This is a genomic window from Streptococcus sp. 20925_1_24, from assembly GCF_041432335.1.
Lineage (GTDB): Bacteria > Bacillota > Bacilli > Lactobacillales > Streptococcaceae > Streptococcus > Streptococcus mitis_BM.
In genome coordinates this window covers 106,233-127,537 of sequence record NZ_JAPVZM010000002.1, presented here as the reverse complement: position 1 = coordinate 127,537, position 21,305 = coordinate 106,233, and the positions used below count along the sequence as shown (strand labels likewise).

Annotated in this window: 28 protein-coding genes and 1 riboswitch; all 28 genes read left to right on the top strand. The window is 41.1% G+C overall.

Features of this window, described 5'->3' with window-relative positions:
• Positions 1–39 precede the first annotated feature (39 nt).
• A riboswitch (M-box (ykoK) riboswitch) is annotated at positions 40–190 on the top strand.
• 194 nt (positions 191–384) lie between these two features.
• The 28 genes from mgtA (at position 385) to rplE (ending at position 21,294) form a co-directional block, all read left to right on the top strand.
• Positions 385–3,045 (top strand): magnesium-translocating P-type ATPase, encoded by a 2,661-nt coding sequence (mgtA, locus tag O3650_RS01965; protein ID WP_371491452.1) that lies wholly within the window; start codon positions 385–387, stop codon positions 3,043–3,045.
• Positions 3,046–3,180: 135 nt separating this feature from the next.
• A complete protein-coding gene (gene spx, locus O3650_RS01960) occupies positions 3,181–3,579 on the top strand; it encodes a transcriptional regulator Spx (RefSeq protein WP_000591165.1) in 399 nt (132 codons plus the stop codon).
• 65 nt (positions 3,580–3,644) lie between these two features.
• Positions 3,645–4,214 carry an SP0191 family lipoprotein gene (locus tag O3650_RS01955; RefSeq protein WP_173306459.1) on the top strand — a complete coding sequence of 190 codons (570 nt, stop codon included), beginning with the start codon at positions 3,645–3,647 and terminating at the stop codon, positions 4,212–4,214.
• A gap of 86 nt (positions 4,215–4,300) precedes the next feature.
• Positions 4,301–4,567 carry an IreB family regulatory phosphoprotein gene (locus tag O3650_RS01950; RefSeq protein WP_000507059.1) on the top strand — a complete coding sequence of 89 codons (267 nt, stop codon included), beginning with the start codon at positions 4,301–4,303 and terminating at the stop codon, positions 4,565–4,567.
• A gap of 3 nt (positions 4,568–4,570) precedes the next feature.
• A complete protein-coding gene (ruvX, locus tag O3650_RS01945) occupies positions 4,571–4,990 on the top strand; it encodes a Holliday junction resolvase RuvX (protein WP_004239076.1) in 420 nt (139 codons plus the stop codon).
• A 15-nt stretch (positions 4,991–5,005) separates the two neighbouring features.
• The gene (locus O3650_RS01940; RefSeq protein ID WP_000017620.1) at positions 5,006–5,311 is read left to right on the top strand and encodes a DUF1292 domain-containing protein; all 306 of its coding nucleotides are present in this window, start codon (positions 5,006–5,008) and stop codon (positions 5,309–5,311) included.
• A gap of 207 nt (positions 5,312–5,518) precedes the next feature.
• A complete protein-coding gene (locus O3650_RS01935; protein WP_203175614.1) occupies positions 5,519–6,769 on the top strand; it encodes a folylpolyglutamate synthase/dihydrofolate synthase family protein in 1,251 nt (416 codons plus the stop codon).
• On the top strand, positions 6,766–7,194 hold the full coding sequence (locus O3650_RS01930; protein WP_261083015.1) for an SP_0198 family lipoprotein: 429 nt from the start codon (positions 6,766–6,768) through the stop codon (positions 7,192–7,194). Before O3650_RS01935 ends, O3650_RS01930 begins: the two co-directional genes overlap by 4 nt.
• Before the next feature lie 139 nt (positions 7,195–7,333).
• Complete coding sequence (cls, locus tag O3650_RS01925; RefSeq protein ID WP_261083012.1) at positions 7,334–8,866, top strand: cardiolipin synthase; 1,533 nt, start codon at positions 7,334–7,336, stop codon at positions 8,864–8,866.
• A 254-nt stretch (positions 8,867–9,120) separates the two neighbouring features.
• A complete protein-coding gene (locus O3650_RS01920; RefSeq protein ID WP_203175611.1) occupies positions 9,121–10,659 on the top strand; it encodes a damage-inducible protein CinA in 1,539 nt (512 codons plus the stop codon).
• A 119-nt stretch (positions 10,660–10,778) separates the two neighbouring features.
• A complete protein-coding gene (gene nrdD, locus O3650_RS01915) occupies positions 10,779–12,986 on the top strand; it encodes an anaerobic ribonucleoside-triphosphate reductase (protein ID WP_203175610.1) in 2,208 nt (735 codons plus the stop codon).
• An 11-nt stretch (positions 12,987–12,997) separates the two neighbouring features.
• Positions 12,998–13,138 carry a hypothetical protein gene (locus tag O3650_RS01910; protein WP_000521621.1) on the top strand — a complete coding sequence of 47 codons (141 nt, stop codon included), beginning with the start codon at positions 12,998–13,000 and terminating at the stop codon, positions 13,136–13,138.
• Between the two features lie 196 nt (positions 13,139–13,334).
• Positions 13,335–13,841 carry a GNAT family N-acetyltransferase gene (locus O3650_RS01905; protein WP_060805946.1) on the top strand — a complete coding sequence of 169 codons (507 nt, stop codon included), beginning with the start codon at positions 13,335–13,337 and terminating at the stop codon, positions 13,839–13,841.
• Positions 13,834–14,424, top strand: coding sequence for an anaerobic ribonucleoside-triphosphate reductase activating protein (nrdG, locus tag O3650_RS01900; protein ID WP_060805947.1), 591 nt, complete (start codon positions 13,834–13,836; stop codon positions 14,422–14,424). The genes O3650_RS01905 and nrdG overlap by 8 nt, the downstream gene beginning before the upstream one ends.
• 255 nt (positions 14,425–14,679) lie before the next feature.
• A complete protein-coding gene (rpsJ, locus tag O3650_RS01895; protein ID WP_001284513.1) occupies positions 14,680–14,988 on the top strand; it encodes a 30S ribosomal protein S10 in 309 nt (102 codons plus the stop codon).
• A 216-nt stretch (positions 14,989–15,204) separates the two neighbouring features.
• Positions 15,205–15,831 carry a 50S ribosomal protein L3 gene (rplC, locus tag O3650_RS01890; protein WP_371491447.1) on the top strand — a complete coding sequence of 209 codons (627 nt, stop codon included), beginning with the start codon at positions 15,205–15,207 and terminating at the stop codon, positions 15,829–15,831.
• Positions 15,832–15,855: 24 nt separating this feature from the next.
• Positions 15,856–16,479 carry a 50S ribosomal protein L4 gene (gene rplD, locus O3650_RS01885; RefSeq protein ID WP_000024537.1) on the top strand — a complete coding sequence of 208 codons (624 nt, stop codon included), beginning with the start codon at positions 15,856–15,858 and terminating at the stop codon, positions 16,477–16,479.
• A complete protein-coding gene (locus tag O3650_RS01880; RefSeq protein WP_001055347.1) occupies positions 16,479–16,775 on the top strand; it encodes a 50S ribosomal protein L23 in 297 nt (98 codons plus the stop codon). The genes rplD and O3650_RS01880 overlap by 1 nt, the downstream gene beginning before the upstream one ends.
• 17 nt (positions 16,776–16,792) lie before the next feature.
• Positions 16,793–17,626: a 50S ribosomal protein L2 gene (rplB, locus tag O3650_RS01875; RefSeq protein ID WP_000512911.1), complete on the top strand. Its 834-nt coding sequence runs from the start codon at positions 16,793–16,795 to the stop codon at positions 17,624–17,626.
• A 103-nt stretch (positions 17,627–17,729) separates the two neighbouring features.
• Positions 17,730–18,011, top strand: coding sequence for a 30S ribosomal protein S19 (gene rpsS, locus O3650_RS01870; protein ID WP_000533766.1), 282 nt, complete (start codon positions 17,730–17,732; stop codon positions 18,009–18,011).
• 11 nt (positions 18,012–18,022) lie between these two features.
• Positions 18,023–18,367: a 50S ribosomal protein L22 gene (gene rplV / locus O3650_RS01865; protein ID WP_000818137.1), complete on the top strand. Its 345-nt coding sequence runs from the start codon at positions 18,023–18,025 to the stop codon at positions 18,365–18,367.
• A 12-nt stretch (positions 18,368–18,379) separates the two neighbouring features.
• On the top strand, positions 18,380–19,033 hold the full coding sequence (gene rpsC, locus O3650_RS01860; RefSeq protein WP_000529936.1) for a 30S ribosomal protein S3: 654 nt from the start codon (positions 18,380–18,382) through the stop codon (positions 19,031–19,033).
• A gap of 3 nt (positions 19,034–19,036) precedes the next feature.
• Complete coding sequence (rplP, locus tag O3650_RS01855; RefSeq protein ID WP_000960946.1) at positions 19,037–19,450, top strand: 50S ribosomal protein L16; 414 nt, start codon at positions 19,037–19,039, stop codon at positions 19,448–19,450.
• A gap of 9 nt (positions 19,451–19,459) precedes the next feature.
• Positions 19,460–19,666, top strand: coding sequence for a 50S ribosomal protein L29 (rpmC, locus tag O3650_RS01850; RefSeq protein WP_000772918.1), 207 nt, complete (start codon positions 19,460–19,462; stop codon positions 19,664–19,666).
• Between the two features lie 24 nt (positions 19,667–19,690).
• Positions 19,691–19,951, top strand: coding sequence for a 30S ribosomal protein S17 (gene rpsQ / locus O3650_RS01845; RefSeq protein ID WP_000440801.1), 261 nt, complete (start codon positions 19,691–19,693; stop codon positions 19,949–19,951).
• A gap of 25 nt (positions 19,952–19,976) precedes the next feature.
• A complete protein-coding gene (gene rplN, locus O3650_RS01840) occupies positions 19,977–20,345 on the top strand; it encodes a 50S ribosomal protein L14 (protein WP_000616545.1) in 369 nt (122 codons plus the stop codon).
• Positions 20,346–20,422: 77 nt separating this feature from the next.
• Positions 20,423–20,728 carry a 50S ribosomal protein L24 gene (rplX, locus tag O3650_RS01835; protein ID WP_000497691.1) on the top strand — a complete coding sequence of 102 codons (306 nt, stop codon included), beginning with the start codon at positions 20,423–20,425 and terminating at the stop codon, positions 20,726–20,728.
• Positions 20,729–20,751: 23 nt separating this feature from the next.
• A complete protein-coding gene (gene rplE, locus O3650_RS01830) occupies positions 20,752–21,294 on the top strand; it encodes a 50S ribosomal protein L5 (protein ID WP_000013542.1) in 543 nt (180 codons plus the stop codon).
• The last annotated feature ends 11 nt before the right edge of the window (positions 21,295–21,305 follow it).

Genomic DNA, 21,305 nt, shown 5'->3' with positions numbered 1-21,305 from the left:
GATTGACTTTTAAATTTTAAAGGTTTATACTGAAAGACGAAAACGGTAGGTGAGGCTACCATAGGGATACGGATGACTACCGCAAAGCAGTGGAGACACTACTCGTTGGTCAACAGTTCTGGTCGCGAAGGCCAAGACTAAGCTCATTACATTGCCCTATGGAGTTAAAGCTTGAACGAAAAACAGATTATTAGTTTTTTAATCCTGCCATTTTATGGTGGGATTTTCTACTGTTTAAAACAAAGAAAGGAGATAGACGATGCAAATTGACGATCATCCGGAACCGCACATACACAGCCAATCGCTGATTTGTGTCGTTCTGTCCTTATAAAGTGATTGGTCTCTGTGTATGAAACACATCATTCATACAGATAGGAGAAACCAATGAAAACTACAAAAGAAAGATTAGCAACAGCTATTCATACATCTTTAAACGAAACTCTATCTTTTTATAAGACAAGTCTAACAGGCTTGACTGAGGAGCAGGCGGAGAAAAATCGTGACCTATATGGCGAAAATACCATCACAAAGGGTCAAGAAGACAGTATCCTCAAAAAGATTTACGAATCCATTATCAATCCTTTTACGATCATCTTACTGGTCATCGCTGTGATTTCCTTGGTGACCAATGTCTGGTTGGCAAAACCAGGTCAAGAAGATCCGACAACTTCCATTATCATCGTTGTCCTAGTCCTCATTTCTGGTGGCATACGCTTTGTCCAAGAACTCCGTAGTGATAAGGCTGCGACTAATCTATCAAAAATGATTGTCAACACAGCGACTGTCATTCGTCAAGGAGAAATCCAAGAAGTACCTATCGATGATTTGGTAGTGGGTGACGTGGTTAAATTAAGCGCTGGAGACATGATTCCAGCAGATCTTCTTTTATTTGAGTCGCGCGATTTCTTTGTACAACAGTCTGGCTTGACAGGTGAAAGTGAATCGGTTGAAAAATTGGCCTTGACCAAGGCAACAGTTCAACAATCTGATAGTCTGCTAGAAGCAGAAGCGCTCGCCTTTATGGGAACCAATGTCTTGTCTGGTAGTGCCAAGGCCGTGGTTTTAGCAGTTGGTGATGATACCATGATGGGGGCCATTGAGCAGACTTTGAACACCTATGACGAGCCTACTTCGTTTGAGCGGGAGATGAATAGTATTTCTTGGCTCCTGATTCGCTTGATGTTGGTCATGGTTCCCATCGTGTTTCTTTCTAATGGCTTGACAGATGGAGATTGGTTAGAAGCTGGCGTATTTGCTTTGAGTGTTGGTGTTGGATTGACACCTGAGATGCTTCCTATGATTATCACGGCCAGTCTAGCAAAAGGCTCCATCATTATGGCCAAGGAAAAAGTGGTTATCAAGAAACTCAATGCCATACAGGACTTAGGGGCGATTGATATTTTGTGTACAGATAAGACAGGAACTCTAACCCAAGACGAAATTGTCCTTGAATATCCCTTGGACATCCACGGACGCTTGGATTTGACCGTCTTGAGACGAGCTTATCTCAATTCTTATTTTCAAACGGGCTTGAAAAATTTGATGGACAGAGCTATCATCAAACGGACTGAAAAGGAAGCCAAAGAACACACCCTCTTGCAAAATCTGGCTCAAACTTTTCAAAAAATAGATGAGCTTCCCTTTGATTTTGAACGTAGACGGATGAGTGTTATCGTTAAGGATGAACACGAAGTTGTTAGTTTGGTAACCAAGGGTGCCCTAGAGGAAATGTTGGCGATTTCCAGTCATGCGGAATACCATGGAGTGATTACTTCATTGACAGATGCTATTAGAGAAGAAATTTTAGCAGAAGTTCGACAACTAAATCAACAAGGTTTGCGTGTCTTGGGAGTGGCCTATAAGTCAGGTTTGAGGGAAGGCCATGCCTATACAGTTGATGATGAAGGGGATATGATTCTAACTGGTTATTTAGCCTTCCTAGATCCTCCTAAACCATCTGCAGCACCAGCAATTAAGGCTCTGTTAGAACATGGGGTTCAAACAAAGATTTTGACGGGAGACAACGAAAAAGTTACCCAAGCAGTCTGTGAAAAGGTTGGTTTGGATATCAATCAGATGCTGTTAGGATCTGAAATTGATCAGATGAGTGATCAAGAATTGGCTCAAGCCGTGGAGGAGGTAACAGTCTTTGCCAAACTTTCTCCTGACCAAAAAGCAAGGATTATTTTGCAATTTAAGGCTAATGGTCATGCTGTAGGCTATATGGGAGATGGGATCAATGATGCTCCTTCTATGAAAGTCGCAGATGTGGGAATTTCTGTTGATACAGCAGTAGATATTGCCAAAGAAACAGCTGATGTTATCCTACTTGATAAGGATCTCATGGTGCTGGAAAAAGGACTTGTTGAAGGGCGTAAGGTCTATGCCAATATGACTAAATATATCAAAATGACAGTGAGTTCTAATTTTGGAAATATCTTATCCCTATTGGTCTCTGGAATCTTTTTGCCATTTTTACCAATGGCACCAGTCCATTTGATTATCCTAAATCTAGTCTATGATTTGTCTTGTATTGCCTTGCCTTTTGACAAGGTGGATAAAGATTTTTTGAGAAATCCGCATACCTGGGAAGCCAAGTCCATCACACGTTTCATGATTTGGATGGGACCTATCTCTTCTGCCTTTGATATTTTGACCTTTATTTTGCTCTATTTTATCATTGTACCCATGACGACAGGTCAAGCCTATGTCCATGGAGCGGAGTCTGCCGTAGGATTTATTGTCTTGTTTCAGACAGGTTGGTTTATCGAGTCCATGTGGTCACAGACCATGGTTATCCATATGCTGCGTTCAGCTAAAATTCCCTTTTTACAAAGTCGTCCAGCTTGGCTAGTCCTTGTGACAACCTTATTGGCTGCAGCCTTTGTGACCTTCCTTCCCTACAGTCCACTAGCTAGCCTTCTCCATCTAACTCCTTTAAAATCGATTTATTTCATCTTTTTACTTTTCATCATTATTTTGTATATGATTAGCGTGACAATTGTGAAAAAAATCTATATCAAGAAATATCAAGAATGGCTGTAAATTTCATTTTGTCAAGAAAAAAGTACGAAAATGACGAAAAAAGTCAAAAAAATTTAAAAATAGGTCGCAAGTCGGATGTTTTTTATGGTATAATAGACTAAACTGATAGTAACATGTAGCGAAAGGGGTAGGTACATGATTAAAATTTATACAGTCTCAAGTTGTACTAGCTGTAAAAAAGCAAAAACCTGGCTCAATGCCCACCAGTTAAGTTATAAAGAACAAAATCTTGGTAAAGAAGGAATTACGCGAGAAGAATTACTGGATATTCTGACAAAAACAGATAACGGAATAGCCAGCATCGTTTCGTCTAAAAATCGCTATGCCAAAGCCCTTGGAGTGGATATTGAAGATTTGAGTGTCAATGAAGTCCTCAATCTGATTATGGAAACACCGAGAATTTTAAAGAGCCCAATTCTTGTGGATGAAAAACGCCTACAAGTTGGCTACAAGGAAGACGATATTCGTGCCTTCCTACCACGCTCTGTCCGTAATGTAGAAAATGCAGAAGCACGTTTGCGTGCAGCTCTATAAACATCAAGGCTGGGAGCAACTCCCAGTCTTATTCTATTTTAATTTCAAAAAGAAAGAAGAAAGAAATGAAAAAAATAGTTCTTGTTAGTCTAGCTTTCCTTTTTGTCCTGGTTGGTTGCGGACAGAAAAAAGAAACTGGACCAGCTACAAAAACAGAAAAGGATACGCTTCAGTCGGCATTGCCAGTTATTGAAAATGCTGAGAAGAATACAGTTGTAACCAAGACTTTGATTTTGCCCAAGTCAGATGATGGTAGCCAGCAAACCCAAACCATTACATACAAGGACAAGACTTTTTTGAGCTTAACGATTCAACAAAAACGTCCAGTTTCTGATGAGTTGAAAACTTATATTGACCAACATGGAGTGGAAGAAACTCAAAAAGCTCTCCTTGAGGCGGAGGAGAAGGATGAGGCTATCATAGCAGCTCGTAAATTAGCAGGCTTTAAGCTTGAAACCAAATTATTGAGCGCAACAGAACTTCAAACAACGACTAGTTTTGATTTTCAAGTTCTGGATGTCAAGAAGGCTTCTCAGTTGGAATATTTGAAGAATATTGGCTTGGAAAATCTCTTGAAGAATGAACCAAGCAAATATATTTCAGACAGATTGGCAAATGGTGCGACAGAACAGTAGAAAATCCAAATAAATAGACTGCCTGAATTGTAGAAGGTAAGGAATTATGCTATAATGGTACTATTCTAAGGAAAGAGGGTGTTAGAATGGGATTTACTGAAGAAACAGTACGTTTTAAATTGGACGATTCCAATAAAAAAGAAATTAGCGAAACTCTGACTGATGTTTATGCTTCGTTGAACGATAAGGGCTACAACCCAATCAACCAAATCGTAGGTTACGTATTGAGTGGAGACCCTGCCTACGTTCCTCGTTATAATAATGCACGAAATCAAATCCGTAAGTATGAGCGTGATGAAATCGTTGAGGAATTGGTCCGCTACTACCTTAAAGGACAAGGAGTCGATCTGTAACCTATGAGAATTATGGGATTGGACGTCGGTTCAAAAACGGTAGGGGTGGCCATCAGTGATCCGCTCGGTTTTACAGCTCAAGGACTTGAAATCATCCAAATCAATGAGGAGCAAGGCCAATTTGGTTTTGACCGCGTTAAGGAGTTGGTTGATACTTATAAGGTGGAACGATTTGTAGTGGGCTTGCCTAAAAACATGAACAATACAAGCGGACCGCGCGTGGAAGCTAGTCAAGCATACGGAGCAAAGCTAGAAGAGCTTTTTGGTTTACCAGTAGACTATCAAGATGAACGCTTGACAACAGTGGCTGCAGAGCGCATGTTGATTGAACAAGCAGATATCAGTCGCAATAAGCGCAAGAAAGTCATTGATAAGTTAGCAGCTCAGCTGATTTTACAAAATTATTTAGATAGAAAATTTTAATATAAAGGAGAGGCTATGTCACACGATCATAACCACGACCACGAAGAACGTGAACTAATCACACTAGTAGATGAGCAAGGAAACGAAACCTTGTTTGAAATCCTTTTGACGATTGATGGAAAAGAAGAATTTGGTAAAAACTATGTTCTTCTAGTACCAGTTAATGCAGAAGAAGACGAAGACGGACAAGTTGAAATCCAAGCTTACTCATTCATCGAAAACGAAGATGGAACAGAAGGCGAATTGCAACCAATCCCAGAAGACTCAGAAGACGAATGGAATATGATTGAAGAAGTCTTCAACAGCTTTATGGAGGAGTAAAAATGTTCAGTGAACATTTTTACCCCAGTTCCTTTAAATAAGAGAGAACTGGTAAGTCCAGTGGATGTTTTTACCCCACGTTAACATTTATAGTAGCTAGTTATTAGCTAACCAGGTAAGAGGTTGGGATGAAAATCCTGACCTCGTTTTTGTTAGTCATCATACTTTAGTGTGGTAATTGATTAGACTTTTATCAAGGAGATATGTATGTTTGAAGTGGAAGAATGGCTTCATAGTCGGATTGGTTTGAATTTTAGGTCAGGTTTAGGCCGAATGCAGCAAGCAGTGGATTTGTTAGGAAATCCTGAGCAGTCTTACCCTATTATCCACGTAACAGGGACTAATGGGAAAGGATCTACCATTGCTTTTATGAGGGAGTTATTTATGGGACATGGCAAAAAAGTTGCGACCTTTACCTCCCCTCATATCGTCTCCATCAATGACCGAATCTGCATTAATGGACAACCAATAGCTGATGCAGACTTTATCCGTTTAGCTGAGCAGATCAAGGAGATGGAAAAGACGCTTCTGCAAACCCATGACCAGTTGTCCTTTTTTGAATTGCTGACCTTGATTGCTTTCCTCTACTTTAGGGAGCAAGAGGTGGACTTGGTTTTACTAGAAGTGGGAATTGGTGGCTTACTTGACACGACTAATGTGGTAACCGGAGAGATTGCTGTCATCACCTCCATCGGACTTGACCATCAGGAGACTCTGGGTGATAGTCTAGAAGCAATCGCAGAGCAGAAAGCTGGTATTTTCAAGGTTGGTAAAAAGGCAGTGATTGCTAAGTTGACTTCAGAAGCTAGGCTTGTTTGTCAGAAAAAAGCAGACTCTTTAGCTGTTGACCTTTATCAGGCAGGTCAGGATTTTTCAATGCTGAATGGTGATTTTTCAAGTTCTTTGGGAACTTTTTCGCAGTTGAAAATAGGATTGGAAGGAGCTTATCAGCAGGAAAATGCGGCCTTGGCGCTACAAACGTTTCTTCTTTTTATGGGAGAAAGAAAGGAAGTTGTTGATGAGCAGGTTGTAAGACAGGCTTTGGAGAAGACCCATTGGGCTGGGCGTTTGGAGCGTATTCGTCCTCAGATTTACTTGGATGGTGCTCATAACCTCCCTGCCTTGACTCGCCTGGTGGAGTTTGTCAAAGAAAAAGAGCAGGAAGGCTATCGACCTCAAATCCTCTTTGGAGCCTTGAAACGTAAGGATTATCAAGGGATGTTAGGTTATCTGACTGAGAATTTGCCTCCGGTGGAACTCAAGGTGACTGGTTTTGACTATCAAGGTTCTCTGGATGAGACAGATGTAACAGGTTACCATGTAATTCCCTCTTACCGAGAATTTATCAGCAGTTTTGAAGAAAGAGCCGATACCAAGGACTTGTTATTCATTACAGGGTCTCTCTATTTTATCTCAGAAGTACGGAGCCACATACTGGGGCATGAGCAGATAAATTGACCTCTCTAGCAAGTCTTAGTCTCTTAGTAGCTTGTTCACAAAGAGTTCAACAGGTTCAACAACCAGCAGCTCAACCGCAATCACAACCTGCTGCTTCATCTTCCACAGAAAATAGTAACCAGGCAGCGACAAGTTCTTCACAAAATACGCCTGAGGCTCAACCAACTAATATTGATGGAACTTATACTGGTCAGGACGAAAGAGACCGTATCACTTTGGTAGTGACTGGTACAACTGGTACAACTGGTACTTGGACACAGGTAGAAACTGACGGGGAACAAGAAATCAAGCAGGTTAGCTTCGATGCCGCTAATCAACGTATGATTATTGGGGATGATGTCAATATTTATGCAATCAATGGCAATCAGATGATTATCGACGATATGGATAGAGAAGCGTCTGATCGCATTGTTTTATCAAAATAGACTAGAAGAAGACTGGATTTTTTGGTCTCTTTTGCTTTTGCTCAGAAAAATGATTATAAATACTTGCCTTCTACCGAATACCTGAGTTATACTAGTTTTAATTACCTGTTTTTATCATTCAAACTATCAAGGAGGGGATATGAAATATAGAAAATTTCAATTATTGATGTCCAAGTATGGCTTTAGTCTTTCGATTATGCTACTTGAACTTTTTCTTGTTTTTGGTCTCTTTCTCTATTTAGGGCGTATGGCCCCTATTCTATGGGTAATTGTCTTAATTTTTATGAGTATGGCGACTATTGTCGCAATTGTCAATCGTTCAATGACACCTGATAGTAAAGTGATGTGGTTAGTGGTGACTTTTGTTCCTGTTATTGGTCCTTTGCTCTATCTGATGTTTGGTGAAAGACGATTATCCAAAAAAGAAATCAAACAGTTGGACAAACTTGGTTCTATGCATTTTCGGGAGGATAACAGTAAAGCTCTCCGCCAGAAATTGAAGGAAGATGATAAGGCAGCTTACGGAGTTATCAAATCGTTGTTAAGTATGGATAGCAATGCCGATGTCTATGATCGAACAGACTCACAATTCTTTTCTTCGGGTGAAAGTATGTGGCAATATATGTTGGAAGACCTCAAGAAAGCTGAAAAGTTTATCTTTCTAGAGTACTATATTGTCGAAGAAGGTTTGATGTGGAATAGCATACTAGACATACTAGAGCAAAAGGCAGCTCAGGGTGTAGAGGTCAAGATGCTCTATGATGATATCGGCTGTATGGCGACTTTACCTGGAGACTATACTATTCAGCTTCGTAGTCGTGGAATTGAAGCCCATAAGTTTAACAAGGTGATTCCTCGTTTGACAGTAGCTTACAATAATCGAGACCATCGGAAAATCCTTGTCATAGATGGTCAGGTAGCCTATACAGGAGGGATTAACTTAGCTGATGAGTACATCAACCATGTAGAACGCTTTGGCTACTGGAAGGACAGTGGGATTCGCATAGATGGCCCTGGTGTTAAGGCTCTAACACGTCTCTTTTTGATGACTTGGTACATCAATCGTGGGGAAATCAGCGATTTTGACCAGTATCACTTGGAAAATCAGCCTTGTTCTGGCCAAGGGCTCTGCATTCCTTACGGTAGTGGACCCAAGCCCATCTTCCGTACCCAGGTAGGGAAAAAAGTTTATCAAAGTTTGATTAATCAGGCTACTGATTCAGTCTATATCACAACACCCTATTTGATTATTGACTATGACTTAACCGAGAGTATTAAAAATGCGGCCATGCGGGGTGTTGATGTCCGCATCGTGACACCTTTTATTCCGGATAAAAAATTAATCCAACTCATCACGAGAGGGGCCTATCCGGATTTGTTGTCAGCAGGAGTGAGGATTTTTGAGTATAGTCCAGGCTTTATCCACAGTAAACAAATCTTAGTGGATAAGGACTTTGCTGCAGTTGGAACCATTAACTTAGATTATAGAAGTTTGCTTCACCACTATGAAAATGCAGTCTTGCTATATAAAACAGAATCAATCGCTGAGATTCAAAAAGATTTTCAAGAGATTTTTTCAGCATCGCAAGAAATTTTCCCTCATACGATAAAAAATAGCTGGTATCAAAAGCTTGTAAAAGAAATCGCCCAGTTATTCGCCCCTATCTTATAAGAAATCTAGGACTGAGGACACAAACCAGTCCTATTTTTCTTGTCTTTTACGAATAAGAAGATGTAGGAGGAAAGATGCTGACCCAGAAAGAATTGAACTATATCATGACATTTAAACAGACGCATTTACATCGATTTCGAGAAATTGAAACCTTTGTGAAACTATGCAAAAAATCACTCAAACACCCATCGCAAGCTGACAATCCTAAGACTTTTTGATATACTAAGACAGATAAATTGAATAGGAGAAACGATATGAGTGTGTATGGTAGAGTAGAAGAAGTTCATCAGGAAAATCATGAACCTCTAGAATACCAAATCGAACAAGAATCGCATCATCGTGAATCAAGTCGTCTTCCTTTGGTAACAATTTTACTATGGAGTACGCTTGTAACAGGGATAACTTTAGGAGTACCGCTATTACTCGATTTAATGAGTGCACAAGAAGTGCAGGATTTTTATGCAGGTTGGGCCCTTCATCAGACAGGGAAGATTTACAGCGACTATTATGGAAGTCAAGGTTTGCTTTATTATTTGCTGACTTACGTGACTCAGGGCGGATTTTTCTTTGCCATCTTTGAGTGGTTAGCCTTGGTAGCAGGAGGATTTTTCCTCTTTCGATCGGCAGACACCTTGACAGAGCAAGGAGACCAAGCTGGACAACTGGTGACTATTTTTTACATGCTAGTTACAGGTCTTGCTTTTGGTGGAGGCTATGCGACTCTTTTAGCGCTTCCTTTCTTATTCGCGGCCTTTAGTTTAGTTGCTGCTTACCTAAGCAATCCAAGCCATGATAAGGGATTTGTACGGATTGGGCTGGCTTTGGCAGGCGGATTTTTCTTTGCTCCTTTGTCATCGCTCCTGTTTATTGCTGTAGTGAGTTTAGGCTTGTTGGTCTTTAACCTTGGGCATAGACGCTTTGCACATGGATTTTATCAGTTTCTTGCAGTGGCTTTAGGTTTTTCACTTGTCTTTTATCCAACTGCCTATTATAGTGTTGCAACAGGAAGTTTTGAGGATGCGATTAGTGGTATTCTGTATCCAATTAATTCCATTCGATTAGCTTCTGTTTCGGCATTGTTAGAAAATGTTTTGTTTTATGGGTTGTTGGCTCTTGGCATGGGAGTTTTGGTTTTTGTCTTTTTAGGTCTCTTTCAATCTAAACCCTCTAAACTATATGTTATCTCAGTTCCTGCAAGTCTCTTCCTGATATTAGGTGTAGTAGTGATTTTCTTTACACAGGATCCTCTACATGCATCCCGTTTGATGCTCATTTTCCCTGTCTTTCTTCTGCTTTTAGTATCCAATATCAAGGGGCAACAGAGTTGTCGTAGCGTTAGAAGAAGACGCAGAGAAGAGCCTGTTAGTCTCTGGTATCGCTATACTAAGGGGAATCTTTACTTACCTATTTTAACTTTGTTATATCTTTTGGCTGTTCCTTTTTTGATGAGGTTTGTCCTTTATCCGGTCCCTTATCAAGAACGTGATCGTCTTGCTGATTTAGTGAAAGAGGAGACAAGTACGGAAGATGCTATCTATGCATGGGATGATACTGCAACTCTTTATCGTAAGAGTGAGCGCTTGTCGCCATCGGCTATTTTGTCCCCGTTGCACTATACAGCAACTGAGGAAAATCGGAATAAGCTACTCAATGACTTGAAAGAAAAACAACCCAAGATGATTGTGGTGAACGATAAGGTAGCAGTCTGGTCTGAAGTGGAAACAATCTTGAAAGAAAATTACCAACCAGTAAAGACTGATTACTCAGAGTTTAAAGTCTATAAAATTAAATAACTAAATCAATATCTTGTGTATTTTTAAAAAATTTAGGATTTTTAACACAAGATATTGATTTTTCTTTTTAGAGTGGTATAATACTTTTTAGAAAGAACATTTTAGAAAAGAGCATGCATATGATTGCACTAGAAGAAAAAATTACAATTTTGCCAACTCTCTTCGTCGAGAAACGAGATGGGAGACGTGTTGTATTTGATGTGGACAAGATTGACAAGGCTCTCCACAAGGCGGCTGACAAGGTTATGGATGTGACACCCTTGGTCGAAAAACGCCTAAATGCTCTGACCGAGCGAATTGTCACAGAAATTCATAGTCGCTTTCCAAAGGGAGTTAAGATTTACGAAATCCAAAATATCGTAGAACATGAACTCCTTGAAGCAAAAGAATATGCGCTGGCTGAAGAGTATATCACTTATCGAACACAGAGGGATTTTGAGCGCTCAAAAGCGACAGATATTAACTTTAGTATCCATAAGCTTCTCAACAAAGACCAGGCAGTTGTCAATGAAAATGCTAATAAAGACAGCGATGTCTTTAATACCCAGCGTGATTTGACAGCGGGCATCGTTGGAAAATCAATCGGACTGCAAATGCTTCCTAAGCATGTAGCCAATGCCCACCAAAAAGGGGATATCCACTATCACGATTTGGACTACAGTCCCTATACCCCTATGACCAACTGCTGTTTGATTGATTTCAAAGGGATGTTGGAGAATGGTTTTAAGATTGGAAATGCGGAGGTGGAAAGTCCTAAGTCTATCCAGACTGCAACAGCTCAGATTTCCCAAATCATTGCCAACGTTGCTTCTAGCCAGTATGGAGGCTGTTCAGCTGACCGTATCGATGAAGTCTTGGCGCCTTATGCAGAGAAGAATTACCAAAAACACCTCAAAGATGCAGAAGAGTGGGTCTTGCCTGAAAAACGGGAAGATTACGCTTGGAAGAAAACGCAGAAAGACATCTACGATGCCATGCAATCTCTTGAGTATGAAATCAACACCCTCTTCACTTCAAATGGGCAAACACCTTTCACTTCGCTAGGTTTTGGCCTGGGAACCAATCGTTTTGAGCGGGAAATTCAAAAAGCTATCTTGAACATCCGAATCAAGGGACTTGGTTCAGAACACCGCACAGCTATCTTCCCTAAACTTATCTTCACGCTTAAAAGAGGACTCAACTTAGAGGAAGGGACACCCAACTACGACATCAAGCAGTTGGCTCTAGAGTGCGCAACCAAGCGGATGTACCCAGATGTTTTGTCCTATGATAAGATTGTTGAGTTGACAGGTTCTTTCAAAGTTCCTATGGGTTGTCGTTCTTTCCTTCAAGGTTGGAAAGACGAGAATGGCGTAGAAGTCAATTCAGGTCGGATGAATCTAGGCGTTGTGACGGTCAACCTGCCTCGTATTGCTCTTGAGTCTGAGGGCGACATGAATAAGTTCTGGGAAATCTTCAACGAACGGATGAACATTGCAGAAGATGCTCTGGTTTATCGTGTCGAACGCACTAAAGAGGCGACACCAGCCAATGCTCCTATCCTCTATCAGTACGGTGCTTTTGGCCATCGTCTAGGTAAAGAAGAAAGTGTTGACCAGCTCTTTAAGAATAGTCGCGCAACTGTTTCGCTGGGCTATATCGGTTTGTACGAAGTGGCTACCGTCTTCTTTGGAAATAGCTGGGAGAGTAATCCAGATGCTAAGGAATTCACGCTAGACATCATTCGCGATATGAAACGCCGTGTAGAAGAGTGGTCAGACCAATATGGCTACCATTTCTCTATCTACTCAACACCATCTGAAAGTTTGACAGACCGTTTCTGCCGACTAGATACAGAAAAGTTCGGCTCTATTCCTGATATCACAGACAAGGAATACTACACTAACTCTTTCCACTACGATGTTCGTAAAAATCCAACACCGTTTGAAAAATTAGACTTTGAGAAAGTCTATCCGGAAGCAGGTGCGTCAGGTGGTTTCATCCATTATTGTGAGTATCCAGTTCTTCAACAAAATCCAAAGGCCTTGGAAGCTGTCTGGGATTATGCTTATGACCGTGTAGGCTATCTAGGCACCAATACTCCGATTGACCGTTGCTACAAGTGTGACTTTGAAGGGGATTTTGAACCAACTGAGAGGGGCTTTGCTTGTCCTAACTGTGGCAATAGCGACCCTAAAACAGTAGACGTTGTTAAACGGACTTGTGGCTATTTAGGCAATCCTCAAGCAAGACCTATGGTCAACGGCCGTCACAAGGAAATCGCTGCGCGTGTCAAACATATGAATGGCTCAACGATTAAAATAGCTGGCCATCAAGTAACAAATTAGAAAGAAATGAGATGGGAAAATATCAATTAGACGATAAGGGTCGCGCACAAGTGACCCGTTATCATGAGAAACACTCTAAAGGTGGAGCTGGTAAAAAAGAACGCTTGCTCAGCCTCAGAGAACAATTTTTAAACAAGAACAAGAAAAAATAAAAGTGATACTCAATGAAAATCAAAGAGCAAACTAGGAAGCTAGCCGCAGGTTGCTCAAAGCACTGCTTTGAGGTTGTAGATAAGACTGACGAAGTCAGTAACATATATCTACGGTAAGGCGACGCTGACGTGGTTTGAAGAGATTTTCGAAGAGTATGAGAGTCAGCTCTCACTTTTCTCATAGTGGGAGGTAAGGATGGAACTACGCAGACCAAGATTAGCAGATAAAGAAACAGTTTTAGAGATGATGGCAGAGTTTGAAAAAAGCCAATCAGCCCATGATGGAGGATTTTGGGATACAGAGAACTTTGTGTATGAAGAGTGGTTGGAAACAAATATGCAAAAAGAGATGGGAATAAACTTACCTGAAAATCGTGTTCCTTCTATTCAATTTGTATCATTTGATGATGTAGGTCGTGCTCTAGGATTTTTGAATCTGCGATTGAGACTGAATGAGGGGTTACTGAATTATGCTGGCCACATTGGCTACTCCATTCATCCATCAGAAAGAGGTAAAGGTTATGCTAAAGAGACTCTCCGTCAGGGCTTGCAAGTTGCTAAGGAAAAGAACATCAAGAGAACTCTTGTGACCTGTAGCGTGAATAATCCTGCTAGCAGAGCAGTCATTTTAGCAAATGGAGGAATTCTTGAAGATGCTAGGAATGGAGTCGAGCGTTATTGGATAGAGGTAGCGAATGAATAATCCAAAACCACAAGAATGGAAAAGCGAGGAACTTAGTCAAGGTCGTATCATTGACTACAAGGCCTTTAACTTTGTAGATGGAGAAGGCGTGCGTAACTCTCTCTATGTATCAGGCTGTATGTTTCACTGCGAGGGATGTTATAATGTTGCGACTTGGTCTTTTAATGCTGGTATTCCCTATACAGCAGAATTAGAAGAGCAGATTATGGCAGACCTTGCTCAACCTTATGTTCAAGGATTGACCTTGCTAGGAGGGGAGCCCTTCCTCAATACGGGGATTCTCTTACCTCTCGTTAAACGCATTCGAAAGGAATTACCAGAAAAAGACATCTGGTCCTGGACGGGCTATACATGGGAAGAAATGATGTTGGAAACTCCAGATAAACTGGAACTCTTATCGCTAATTGACATCCTTGTAGATGGACGATACGATCGAACTAAGAGAAATCTCATGCTCCAGTTCCGCGGATCTTCAAACCAAAGAATTATCGATGTGCAAAAATCTCTCAAAAGTGGGCAAGTAGTGATTTGGGATAAGCTTAATGACGGAAAAGAAAGCTATGAACAGGTGAAGAGAGAGTAACTTTCTTCTATAGAGAATAGTTAAATAAATGACCTATAAAAAAAGAAAACAGTTTCATTGTAAAAAAACGAAAAAACAGCAACAAATCCCTTGCAATCGCAGGGGCTTTGTGTTATTCTATTATGGTGCTGTAAATTACAGCCTTAGCTTTGATGCAAGAGGTTGCGACACGCTCGGTTGCATTGCCACGCAACGCCGCGTCGGTTTTCTTGTGGAGCTAGCCTATTATCTTAAATAGACGAAAAGGAGAAAAAGATGGCAAACAAAAAAATCCGTATCCGTTTGAAAGCTTACGAACACCGTACGCTTGACACAGCGGCTGCAAAAATCGTAGAATCAGCTACTCGTACAGGTGCACAAGTTGCGGGTCCAATCCCACTTCCAACTGAACGTAGCCTCTACACAATCATTCGTGCGACTCACAAATACAAAGACTCTCGCGAACAATTTGAAATGCGTACACACAAACGTTTGATCGATATCGTTAACCCAACTCAAAAAACAGTTGATGCGTTGATGAAATTGGATCTTCCAAGTGGTGTAAACGTAGAAATCAAACTTTAATCTAAAATATAAAAGAGCAGAGGCTGGTGTTTCAATCTAATTGAACACGGGCTAAACTCGGTGTGAAAAAGATAAACTTCCTAGTGTCTGCTAGACACTGCGTCAGTTTCTTATTTTCACTTTGAGTTTGACGCCCTTTGTATCTTAGACTTGAGCATAAAAAACGCTCGTTAAAAACTTTTTGAATAAAAAATATAGAAAAGGAACTATTTTCTCATGACAAAAGGAATCTTAGGGAAAAAAGTGGGAATGACTCAAATCTTCACTGAAGCTGGCGAATTGATCCCTGTAACAGTTATTGAAGCAACTCCAAACGTTGTTCTTCAAGTTAAAACTGTTGAAACAGACGGATACAACGCTATCCAAGTTGGTTTCGATGACAAACGCGAAGTATTGAGCAACAAACCTGCTAAAGGACATGTAGCGAAAGCTAACACGGCTCCTAAGCGCTTCATTCGTGAATTCAAAAACGTTGAAGGCTTGGAAGTTGGTGCTGAAATCACAGTTGAAACATTCGCAGCTGGAGACGTTGTTGACGTAACTGGTACTTCTAAAGGTAAAGGTTTCCAAGGTGTTATCAAACGCCACGGACAATCACGTGGACCAATGGCTCACGGTTCTCGTTACCACCGTCGTCCAGGTTCTATGGGACCTGTTGCACCTAACCGCGTATTCAAAGGTAAAAAACTTGCAGGACGTATGGGTGGCGACCGTGTAACAATTCAAAACCTTGAAGTTGTACAAGTTGTTCCAGAAAAGAACGTTATCCTTATCAAAGGTAACGTACCAGGTGCTAAGAAATCTCTTATCACTATCAAATCAGCAGTTAAAGCTGGTAAATAATAAAGAAAGGGGAAATCAGTCACAATGGCAAACGTAACATTATTTGACCAAACTGGTAAAGAAGCTGGCCAAGTTGTTCTTAACGATGCAGTATTTGGTATCGAACCAAATGAATCAGTTGTGTTTGATGTGATCATCAGCCAACGCGCAAGCCTTCGTCAAGGAACACACGCTGTTAAAAACCGCTCTGCAGTATCAGGTGGTGGACGCAAACCATGGCGTCAAAAAGGAACTGGACGTGCTCGTCAAGGTTCTATCCGCTCACCACAATGGCGTGGTGGTGGTGTTGTCTTCGGACCAACTCCACGTTCATACGGCTACAAACTTCCACAAAAAGTTCGTCGCCTAGCTCTTAAATCAGTTTACTCTGAAAAAGTTGCTGAAAACAAATTCGTAGCTGTAGACGCTCTTTCATTTACAGCTCCAAAAACTGCTGAATTTGCAAAAGTTCTTGCAGCATTGAGCATCGATTCTAAAGTTCTTGTTATCCTTGAAGAAGGAAATGAATTCGCAGCTCTTTCAGCTCGTAACCTTCCAAACGTGAAAGTTGCAACTGCTACAACTGCAAGTGTTCTTGACATCGCAAATAGCGACAAACTTCTTGTCACACAAGCAGCTATCTCTAAAATCGAGGAGGTTCTTGCATAATGAATTTGTATGATGTTATCAAAAAACCTGTAATCACTGAAAGCTCAATGGCTCAACTTGAAGCAGGAAAATATGTATTTGAAGTTGACACTCGTGCACACAAACTTTTGATCAAGCAAGCTGTTGAAGCTGCTTTCGAAGGTGTTAAAGTTGCTAATGTTAACACAATCAACGTAAAACCAAAAGCTAAACGTGTTGGACGTTACACTGGTTTTACTAACAAAACTAAAAAAGCTATCATCACACTTACAGCTGATTCTAAAGCAATCGAGTTGTTTGCTGCTGAAGCTGAATAATCTAAGGAGGAAATATCGTGGGAATTCGTGTTTATAAACCAACAACAAACGGTCGCCGTAATATGACTTCTTTGGATTTCGCTGAAATCACAACAAGCACTCCTGAAAAATCATTGCTTGTTGCATTGAAGAGCAAGGCTGGTCGTAACAACAACGGTCGTATCACAGTTCGTCACCAAGGTGGTGGACACAAACGTTTCTACCGTTTGGTTGACTTCAAACGTAACAAAGACAACGTTGAAGCAGTTGTTAAAACAATCGAGTACGATCCAAACCGTTCTGCAAACATCGCTCTTGTACACTACACTGACGGTGTGAAAGCATACATCATCGCTCCAAAAGGTCTTGAAGTTGGTCAACGTATCGTTTCAGGTCCAGAAGCAGATATCAAAGTCGGAAACGCTCTTCCACTTGCTAACATCCCAGTTGGTACTTTGATCCACAACATCGAGTTGAAACCAGGTCGTGGTGGTGAATTGGTACGTGCTGCTGGTGCATCTGCTCAAGTATTGGGTTCTGAAGGTAAATACGTTCTTGTTCGTCTTCAATCAGGTGAAGTTCGTATGATTCTTGGAACTTGCCGTGCTACAGTTGGTGTTGTCGGAAACGAACAACATGGACTTGTAAACCTTGGTAAAGCAGGACGTAGCCGTTGGAAAGGTATCCGCCCAACAGTTCGTGGTTCTGTAATGAACCCTAACGATCACCCACATGGTGGTGGTGAAGGTAAAGCACCAGTTGGTCGTAAAGCACCATCTACTCCATGGGGCAAACCTGCTCTTGGTCTTAAAACTCGTAACAAGAAAGCGAAATCTGACAAACTTATCGTTCGTCGTCGCAACGAGAAATAATATTAAACTAGTCGCTTAAGCAATTAGTAAATCCGCCAGCTCGGTAGCGCTCCATGTGAGCGCAAGCCGCTGTGGTACAACATTTAAAGGAGAAAATATAAAAATGGGACGCAGTCTTAAAAAAGGACCTTTCGTCGATGAGCATTTGATGAAAAAAGTTGAAGCTCAAGCTAACGACGAAAAGAAAAAAGTTATTAAAACTTGGTCACGTCGTTCAACGATCTTCCCAAGTTTCATTGGTTACACTATTGCAGTTTATGACGGACGTAAACACGTACCTGTTTACATCCAAGAAGACATGGTAGGTCACAAACTTGGTGAATTTGCACCAACTCGTACTTACAAAGGTCACGCTGCAGACGACAAGAAAACACGTAGAAAATAAGGAGAACATAAATGGCAGAAATTACTTCAGCTAAAGCAATGGCTCGTACAGTACGTGTTTCACCTCGTAAATCACGTCTTGTTCTTGATAACATCCGTGGTAAAAGCGTAGCCGATGCAATCGCAATCTTGACATTCACTCCAAACAAAGCTGCTGAAATCATCTTGAAAGTTTTGAACTCAGCTGTAGCTAACGCTGAAAACAACTTTGGTTTGGATAAAGCTAACTTGGTAGTATCTGAAGCATTCGCAAACGAAGGACCAACTATGAAACGTTTCCGTCCACGTGCGAAAGGTTCAGCTTCACCAATCAACAAACGTACAGCTCACATCACTGTAGCTGTTGCAGAAAAATAAGGAGGTAAAATCGTGGGTCAAAAAGTACATCCAATTGGTATGCGTGTCGGCATCATCCGTGATTGGGATGCCAAATGGTATGCTGAAAAAGAATACGCGGATTACCTTCATGAAGATCTTGCAATCCGTAAATTCGTTCAAAAAGAACTTGCTGACGCAGCAGTTTCAACTATCGAAATCGAACGCGCAGTAAACAAAGTTAACGTTTCACTTCACACTGCTAAACCAGGTATGGTTATCGGTAAAGGTGGTGCTAACGTTGATGCACTCCGTGCAAAACTTAACAAATTGACTGGAAAACAAGTACACATCAACATCATCGAAATCAAACAACCTGATTTGGATGCTCACCTTGTAGGTGAAGGAATTGCTCGTCAATTGGAGCAACGTGTTGCTTTCCGTCGTGCACAAAAACAAGCAATCCAACGTGCAATGCGTGCTGGAGCTAAAGGAATCAAAACTCAAGTATCAGGTCGTTTGAACGGTGCAGATATCGCCCGTGCTGAAGGATACTCTGAAGGAACTGTTCCACTTCACACACTTCGTGCAGATATCGATTACGCTTGGGAAGAAGCAGATACTACATACGGTAAACTTGGTGTTAAAGTATGGATCTACCGTGGTGAAGTTCTTCCAGCTCGCAAAAACACTAAAGGAGGTAAATAACCAATGTTAGTACCTAAACGTGTTAAACACCGTCGTGAATTCCGTGGAAAAATGCGCGGTGAAGCAAAAGGTGGAAAAGAAGTAGCATTCGGTGAATACGGTCTTCAAGCTACAACTAGCCACTGGATCACTAACCGCCAAATCGAAGCTGCTCGTATCGCCATGACTCGTTACATGAAACGTGGTGGTAAAGTTTGGATTAAAATCTTCCCACACAAATCATACACTGCTAAAGCTATCGGTGTGCGTATGGGATCTGGTAAAGGGGCACCTGAAGGTTGGGTAGCACCAGTTAAACGTGGTAAAGTGATGTTCGAAATCGCTGGTGTATCTGAAGAGATCGCTCGCGAAGCGCTTCGTCTTGCTAGCCACAAATTGCCAGTTAAATGTAAATTCGTAAAACGTGAAGCAGAATAAGGAGAAGGCATGAAACTTAATGAAGTAAAAGAATTTGTTAAAGAACTTCGTGGTCTTTCTCAAGAAGAACTCGCGAAGCGCGAAAACGAATTGAAAAAAGAATTGTTTGAACTTCGTTTCCAAGCTGCTACTGGTCAATTGGAACAAACAGCTCGCTTGAAAGAAGTTAAAAAACAAATCGCTCGTATCAAAACAGTTCAATCTGAAGCGAAATAATAGACTAGGGAAGGAGAAATTTCAATGGAACGCAATAATCGTAAAGTTCTTGTTGGACGTGTTGTATCTGACAAAATGGACAAGACAATCACAGTTGTAGTTGAAACAAAACGTAACCACCCAGTCTATGGTAAACGTATTAACTACTCTAAAAAATACAAAGCTCATGATGAAAACAATGTTGCCAAAGAAGGCGATATCGTACGTATCATGGAAACTCGCCCGCTTTCAGCTACAAAACGTTTCCGTCTTGTAGAAGTTGTTGAAGAAGCGGTCATCATCTAATCAAACCTGAAAGGAGAAAACTGAAATGATTCAAACAGAAACTCGTTTGAAAGTCGCAGACAACAGCGGTGCTCGCGAAATCTTGACTATCAAAGTTCTTGGTGGTTCAGGACGTAAATTTGCAAACATCGGTGATGTTATCGTGGCATCTGTAAAACAAGCTACTCCTGGTGGTGCGGTTAAAAAAGGTGACGTTGTTAAAGCAGTTATCGTTCGTACTAAATCAGGTGCTCGTCGTGCTGATGGTTCATACATCAAATTTGACGAAAACGCAGCAGTTATCATCCGTGAAGACAAAACTCCTCGCGGAACACGTATCTTTGGCCCAGTTGCACGTGAATTGCGTGAAGGTGGCTTCATGAAGATCGTGTCACTTGCTCCAGAAGTACTTTAATTTTTAGAAACAAACTAGTCCCCTAGCTTCAAGCTAGGGTGCCCTTATGGGCGTAAGAAAAATCAAGGAGAAACCTAATGTTTGTAAAAAAAGGCGACAAAGTTCGCGTAATCGCTGGTAAAGATAAGGGAACAGAAGCTGTTGTCCTTACTGCCCTTCCAAAAGTAAACAAAGTTATCGTTGAAGGTGTTAACATCGTTAAGAAACACCAACGTCCAACTAACGAACTTCCTCAAGGTGGTATCATCGAGAAAGAAGCAGCTATCCACGTATCAAACGTTCAAGTTTTGGACAAAAATGGTGTAGCTGGTCGTGTTGGTTACAAATTTGTAGACGGTAAAAAAGTTCGCTACAACAAAAAATCAGGCGAAGTGCTTGATTAATCACGAAGGAAAGGAGAAGTATAATGGCAAATCGTTTAAAAGAAAAATATCTTAATGAAGTAGTTCCTGCTTTGACAGAACAATTCAACTACTCATCAGTGATGGCTGTGCCTAAAGTAGATAAGATCGTTTTGAACATGGGTGTTGGTGAAGCTGTATCAAACGCTAAAAGCCTTGAAAAAGCTGCTGAAGAATTGGCACTTATCTCAGGTCAAAAACCACTTATCACTAAAGCTAAAAAATCAATCGCCGGCTTCCGTCTTCGTGAAGGTGTTGCGATCGGTGCAAAAGTTACCCTTCGTGGTGAACGTATGTACGAATTCTTGGATAAATTGGTTTCAGTTTCACTTCCACGTGTACGTGACTTCCACGGTGTTCCAACAAAATCATTTGACGGACGCGGGAACTACACACTTGGTGTGAAAGAACAATTGATTTTCCCAGAAATCAACTTCGATGACGTTGACAAAACTCGTGGTCTTGACATCGTTATCGTAACAACTGCTAACACTGACGAAGAGTCACGTGCATTGCTTACAGGCCTTGGAATGCCTTTTGCAAAATAATATAGGAGGTA

What these genes read in the sequence shown, in the direction of transcription:
- cls (WP_261083012.1), top strand. Translation starts at nt 7,334, where the DNA reads ATGAAATATAGAAAATTTCAATTATTGATGTCCAAGTATGGCTTTAGT.
- rplX (WP_000497691.1), top strand. Translation starts at nt 20,423, where the DNA reads ATGTTTGTAAAAAAAGGCGACAAAGTTCGCGTAATCGCTGGTAAAGAT.
- rplE (WP_000013542.1), top strand. Translation starts at nt 20,752, where the DNA reads ATGGCAAATCGTTTAAAAGAAAAATATCTTAATGAAGTAGTTCCTGCT.
- rpsJ (WP_001284513.1), top strand. Translation starts at nt 14,680, where the DNA reads ATGGCAAACAAAAAAATCCGTATCCGTTTGAAAGCTTACGAACACCGT.
- rplV (WP_000818137.1), top strand. Translation starts at nt 18,023, where the DNA reads ATGGCAGAAATTACTTCAGCTAAAGCAATGGCTCGTACAGTACGTGTT.
- O3650_RS01910 (WP_000521621.1), top strand. Translation starts at nt 12,998, where the DNA reads ATGGGAAAATATCAATTAGACGATAAGGGTCGCGCACAAGTGACCCGT.
- O3650_RS01935 (WP_203175614.1), top strand. Translation starts at nt 5,519, where the DNA reads ATGTTTGAAGTGGAAGAATGGCTTCATAGTCGGATTGGTTTGAATTTT.
- mgtA (WP_371491452.1), top strand. Translation starts at nt 385, where the DNA reads ATGAAAACTACAAAAGAAAGATTAGCAACAGCTATTCATACATCTTTA.
- O3650_RS01940 (WP_000017620.1), top strand. Translation starts at nt 5,006, where the DNA reads ATGTCACACGATCATAACCACGACCACGAAGAACGTGAACTAATCACA.
- rpsS (WP_000533766.1), top strand. Translation starts at nt 17,730, where the DNA reads ATGGGACGCAGTCTTAAAAAAGGACCTTTCGTCGATGAGCATTTGATG.
- O3650_RS01955 (WP_173306459.1), top strand. Translation starts at nt 3,645, where the DNA reads ATGAAAAAAATAGTTCTTGTTAGTCTAGCTTTCCTTTTTGTCCTGGTT.
- nrdG (WP_060805947.1), top strand. Translation starts at nt 13,834, where the DNA reads ATGAATAATCCAAAACCACAAGAATGGAAAAGCGAGGAACTTAGTCAA.
- O3650_RS01880 (WP_001055347.1), top strand. Translation starts at nt 16,479, where the DNA reads ATGAATTTGTATGATGTTATCAAAAAACCTGTAATCACTGAAAGCTCA.
- ruvX (WP_004239076.1), top strand. Translation starts at nt 4,571, where the DNA reads ATGAGAATTATGGGATTGGACGTCGGTTCAAAAACGGTAGGGGTGGCC.
- spx (WP_000591165.1), top strand. Translation starts at nt 3,181, where the DNA reads ATGATTAAAATTTATACAGTCTCAAGTTGTACTAGCTGTAAAAAAGCA.
- rpmC (WP_000772918.1), top strand. Translation starts at nt 19,460, where the DNA reads ATGAAACTTAATGAAGTAAAAGAATTTGTTAAAGAACTTCGTGGTCTT.
- O3650_RS01905 (WP_060805946.1), top strand. Translation starts at nt 13,335, where the DNA reads ATGGAACTACGCAGACCAAGATTAGCAGATAAAGAAACAGTTTTAGAG.
- nrdD (WP_203175610.1), top strand. Translation starts at nt 10,779, where the DNA reads ATGATTGCACTAGAAGAAAAAATTACAATTTTGCCAACTCTCTTCGTC.
- rplP (WP_000960946.1), top strand. Translation starts at nt 19,037, where the DNA reads ATGTTAGTACCTAAACGTGTTAAACACCGTCGTGAATTCCGTGGAAAA.
- rplC (WP_371491447.1), top strand. Translation starts at nt 15,205, where the DNA reads ATGACAAAAGGAATCTTAGGGAAAAAAGTGGGAATGACTCAAATCTTC.
- rpsQ (WP_000440801.1), top strand. Translation starts at nt 19,691, where the DNA reads ATGGAACGCAATAATCGTAAAGTTCTTGTTGGACGTGTTGTATCTGAC.
- rplD (WP_000024537.1), top strand. Translation starts at nt 15,856, where the DNA reads ATGGCAAACGTAACATTATTTGACCAAACTGGTAAAGAAGCTGGCCAA.
- O3650_RS01920 (WP_203175611.1), top strand. Translation starts at nt 9,121, where the DNA reads ATGAGTGTGTATGGTAGAGTAGAAGAAGTTCATCAGGAAAATCATGAA.
- rplN (WP_000616545.1), top strand. Translation starts at nt 19,977, where the DNA reads ATGATTCAAACAGAAACTCGTTTGAAAGTCGCAGACAACAGCGGTGCT.
- O3650_RS01950 (WP_000507059.1), top strand. Translation starts at nt 4,301, where the DNA reads ATGGGATTTACTGAAGAAACAGTACGTTTTAAATTGGACGATTCCAAT.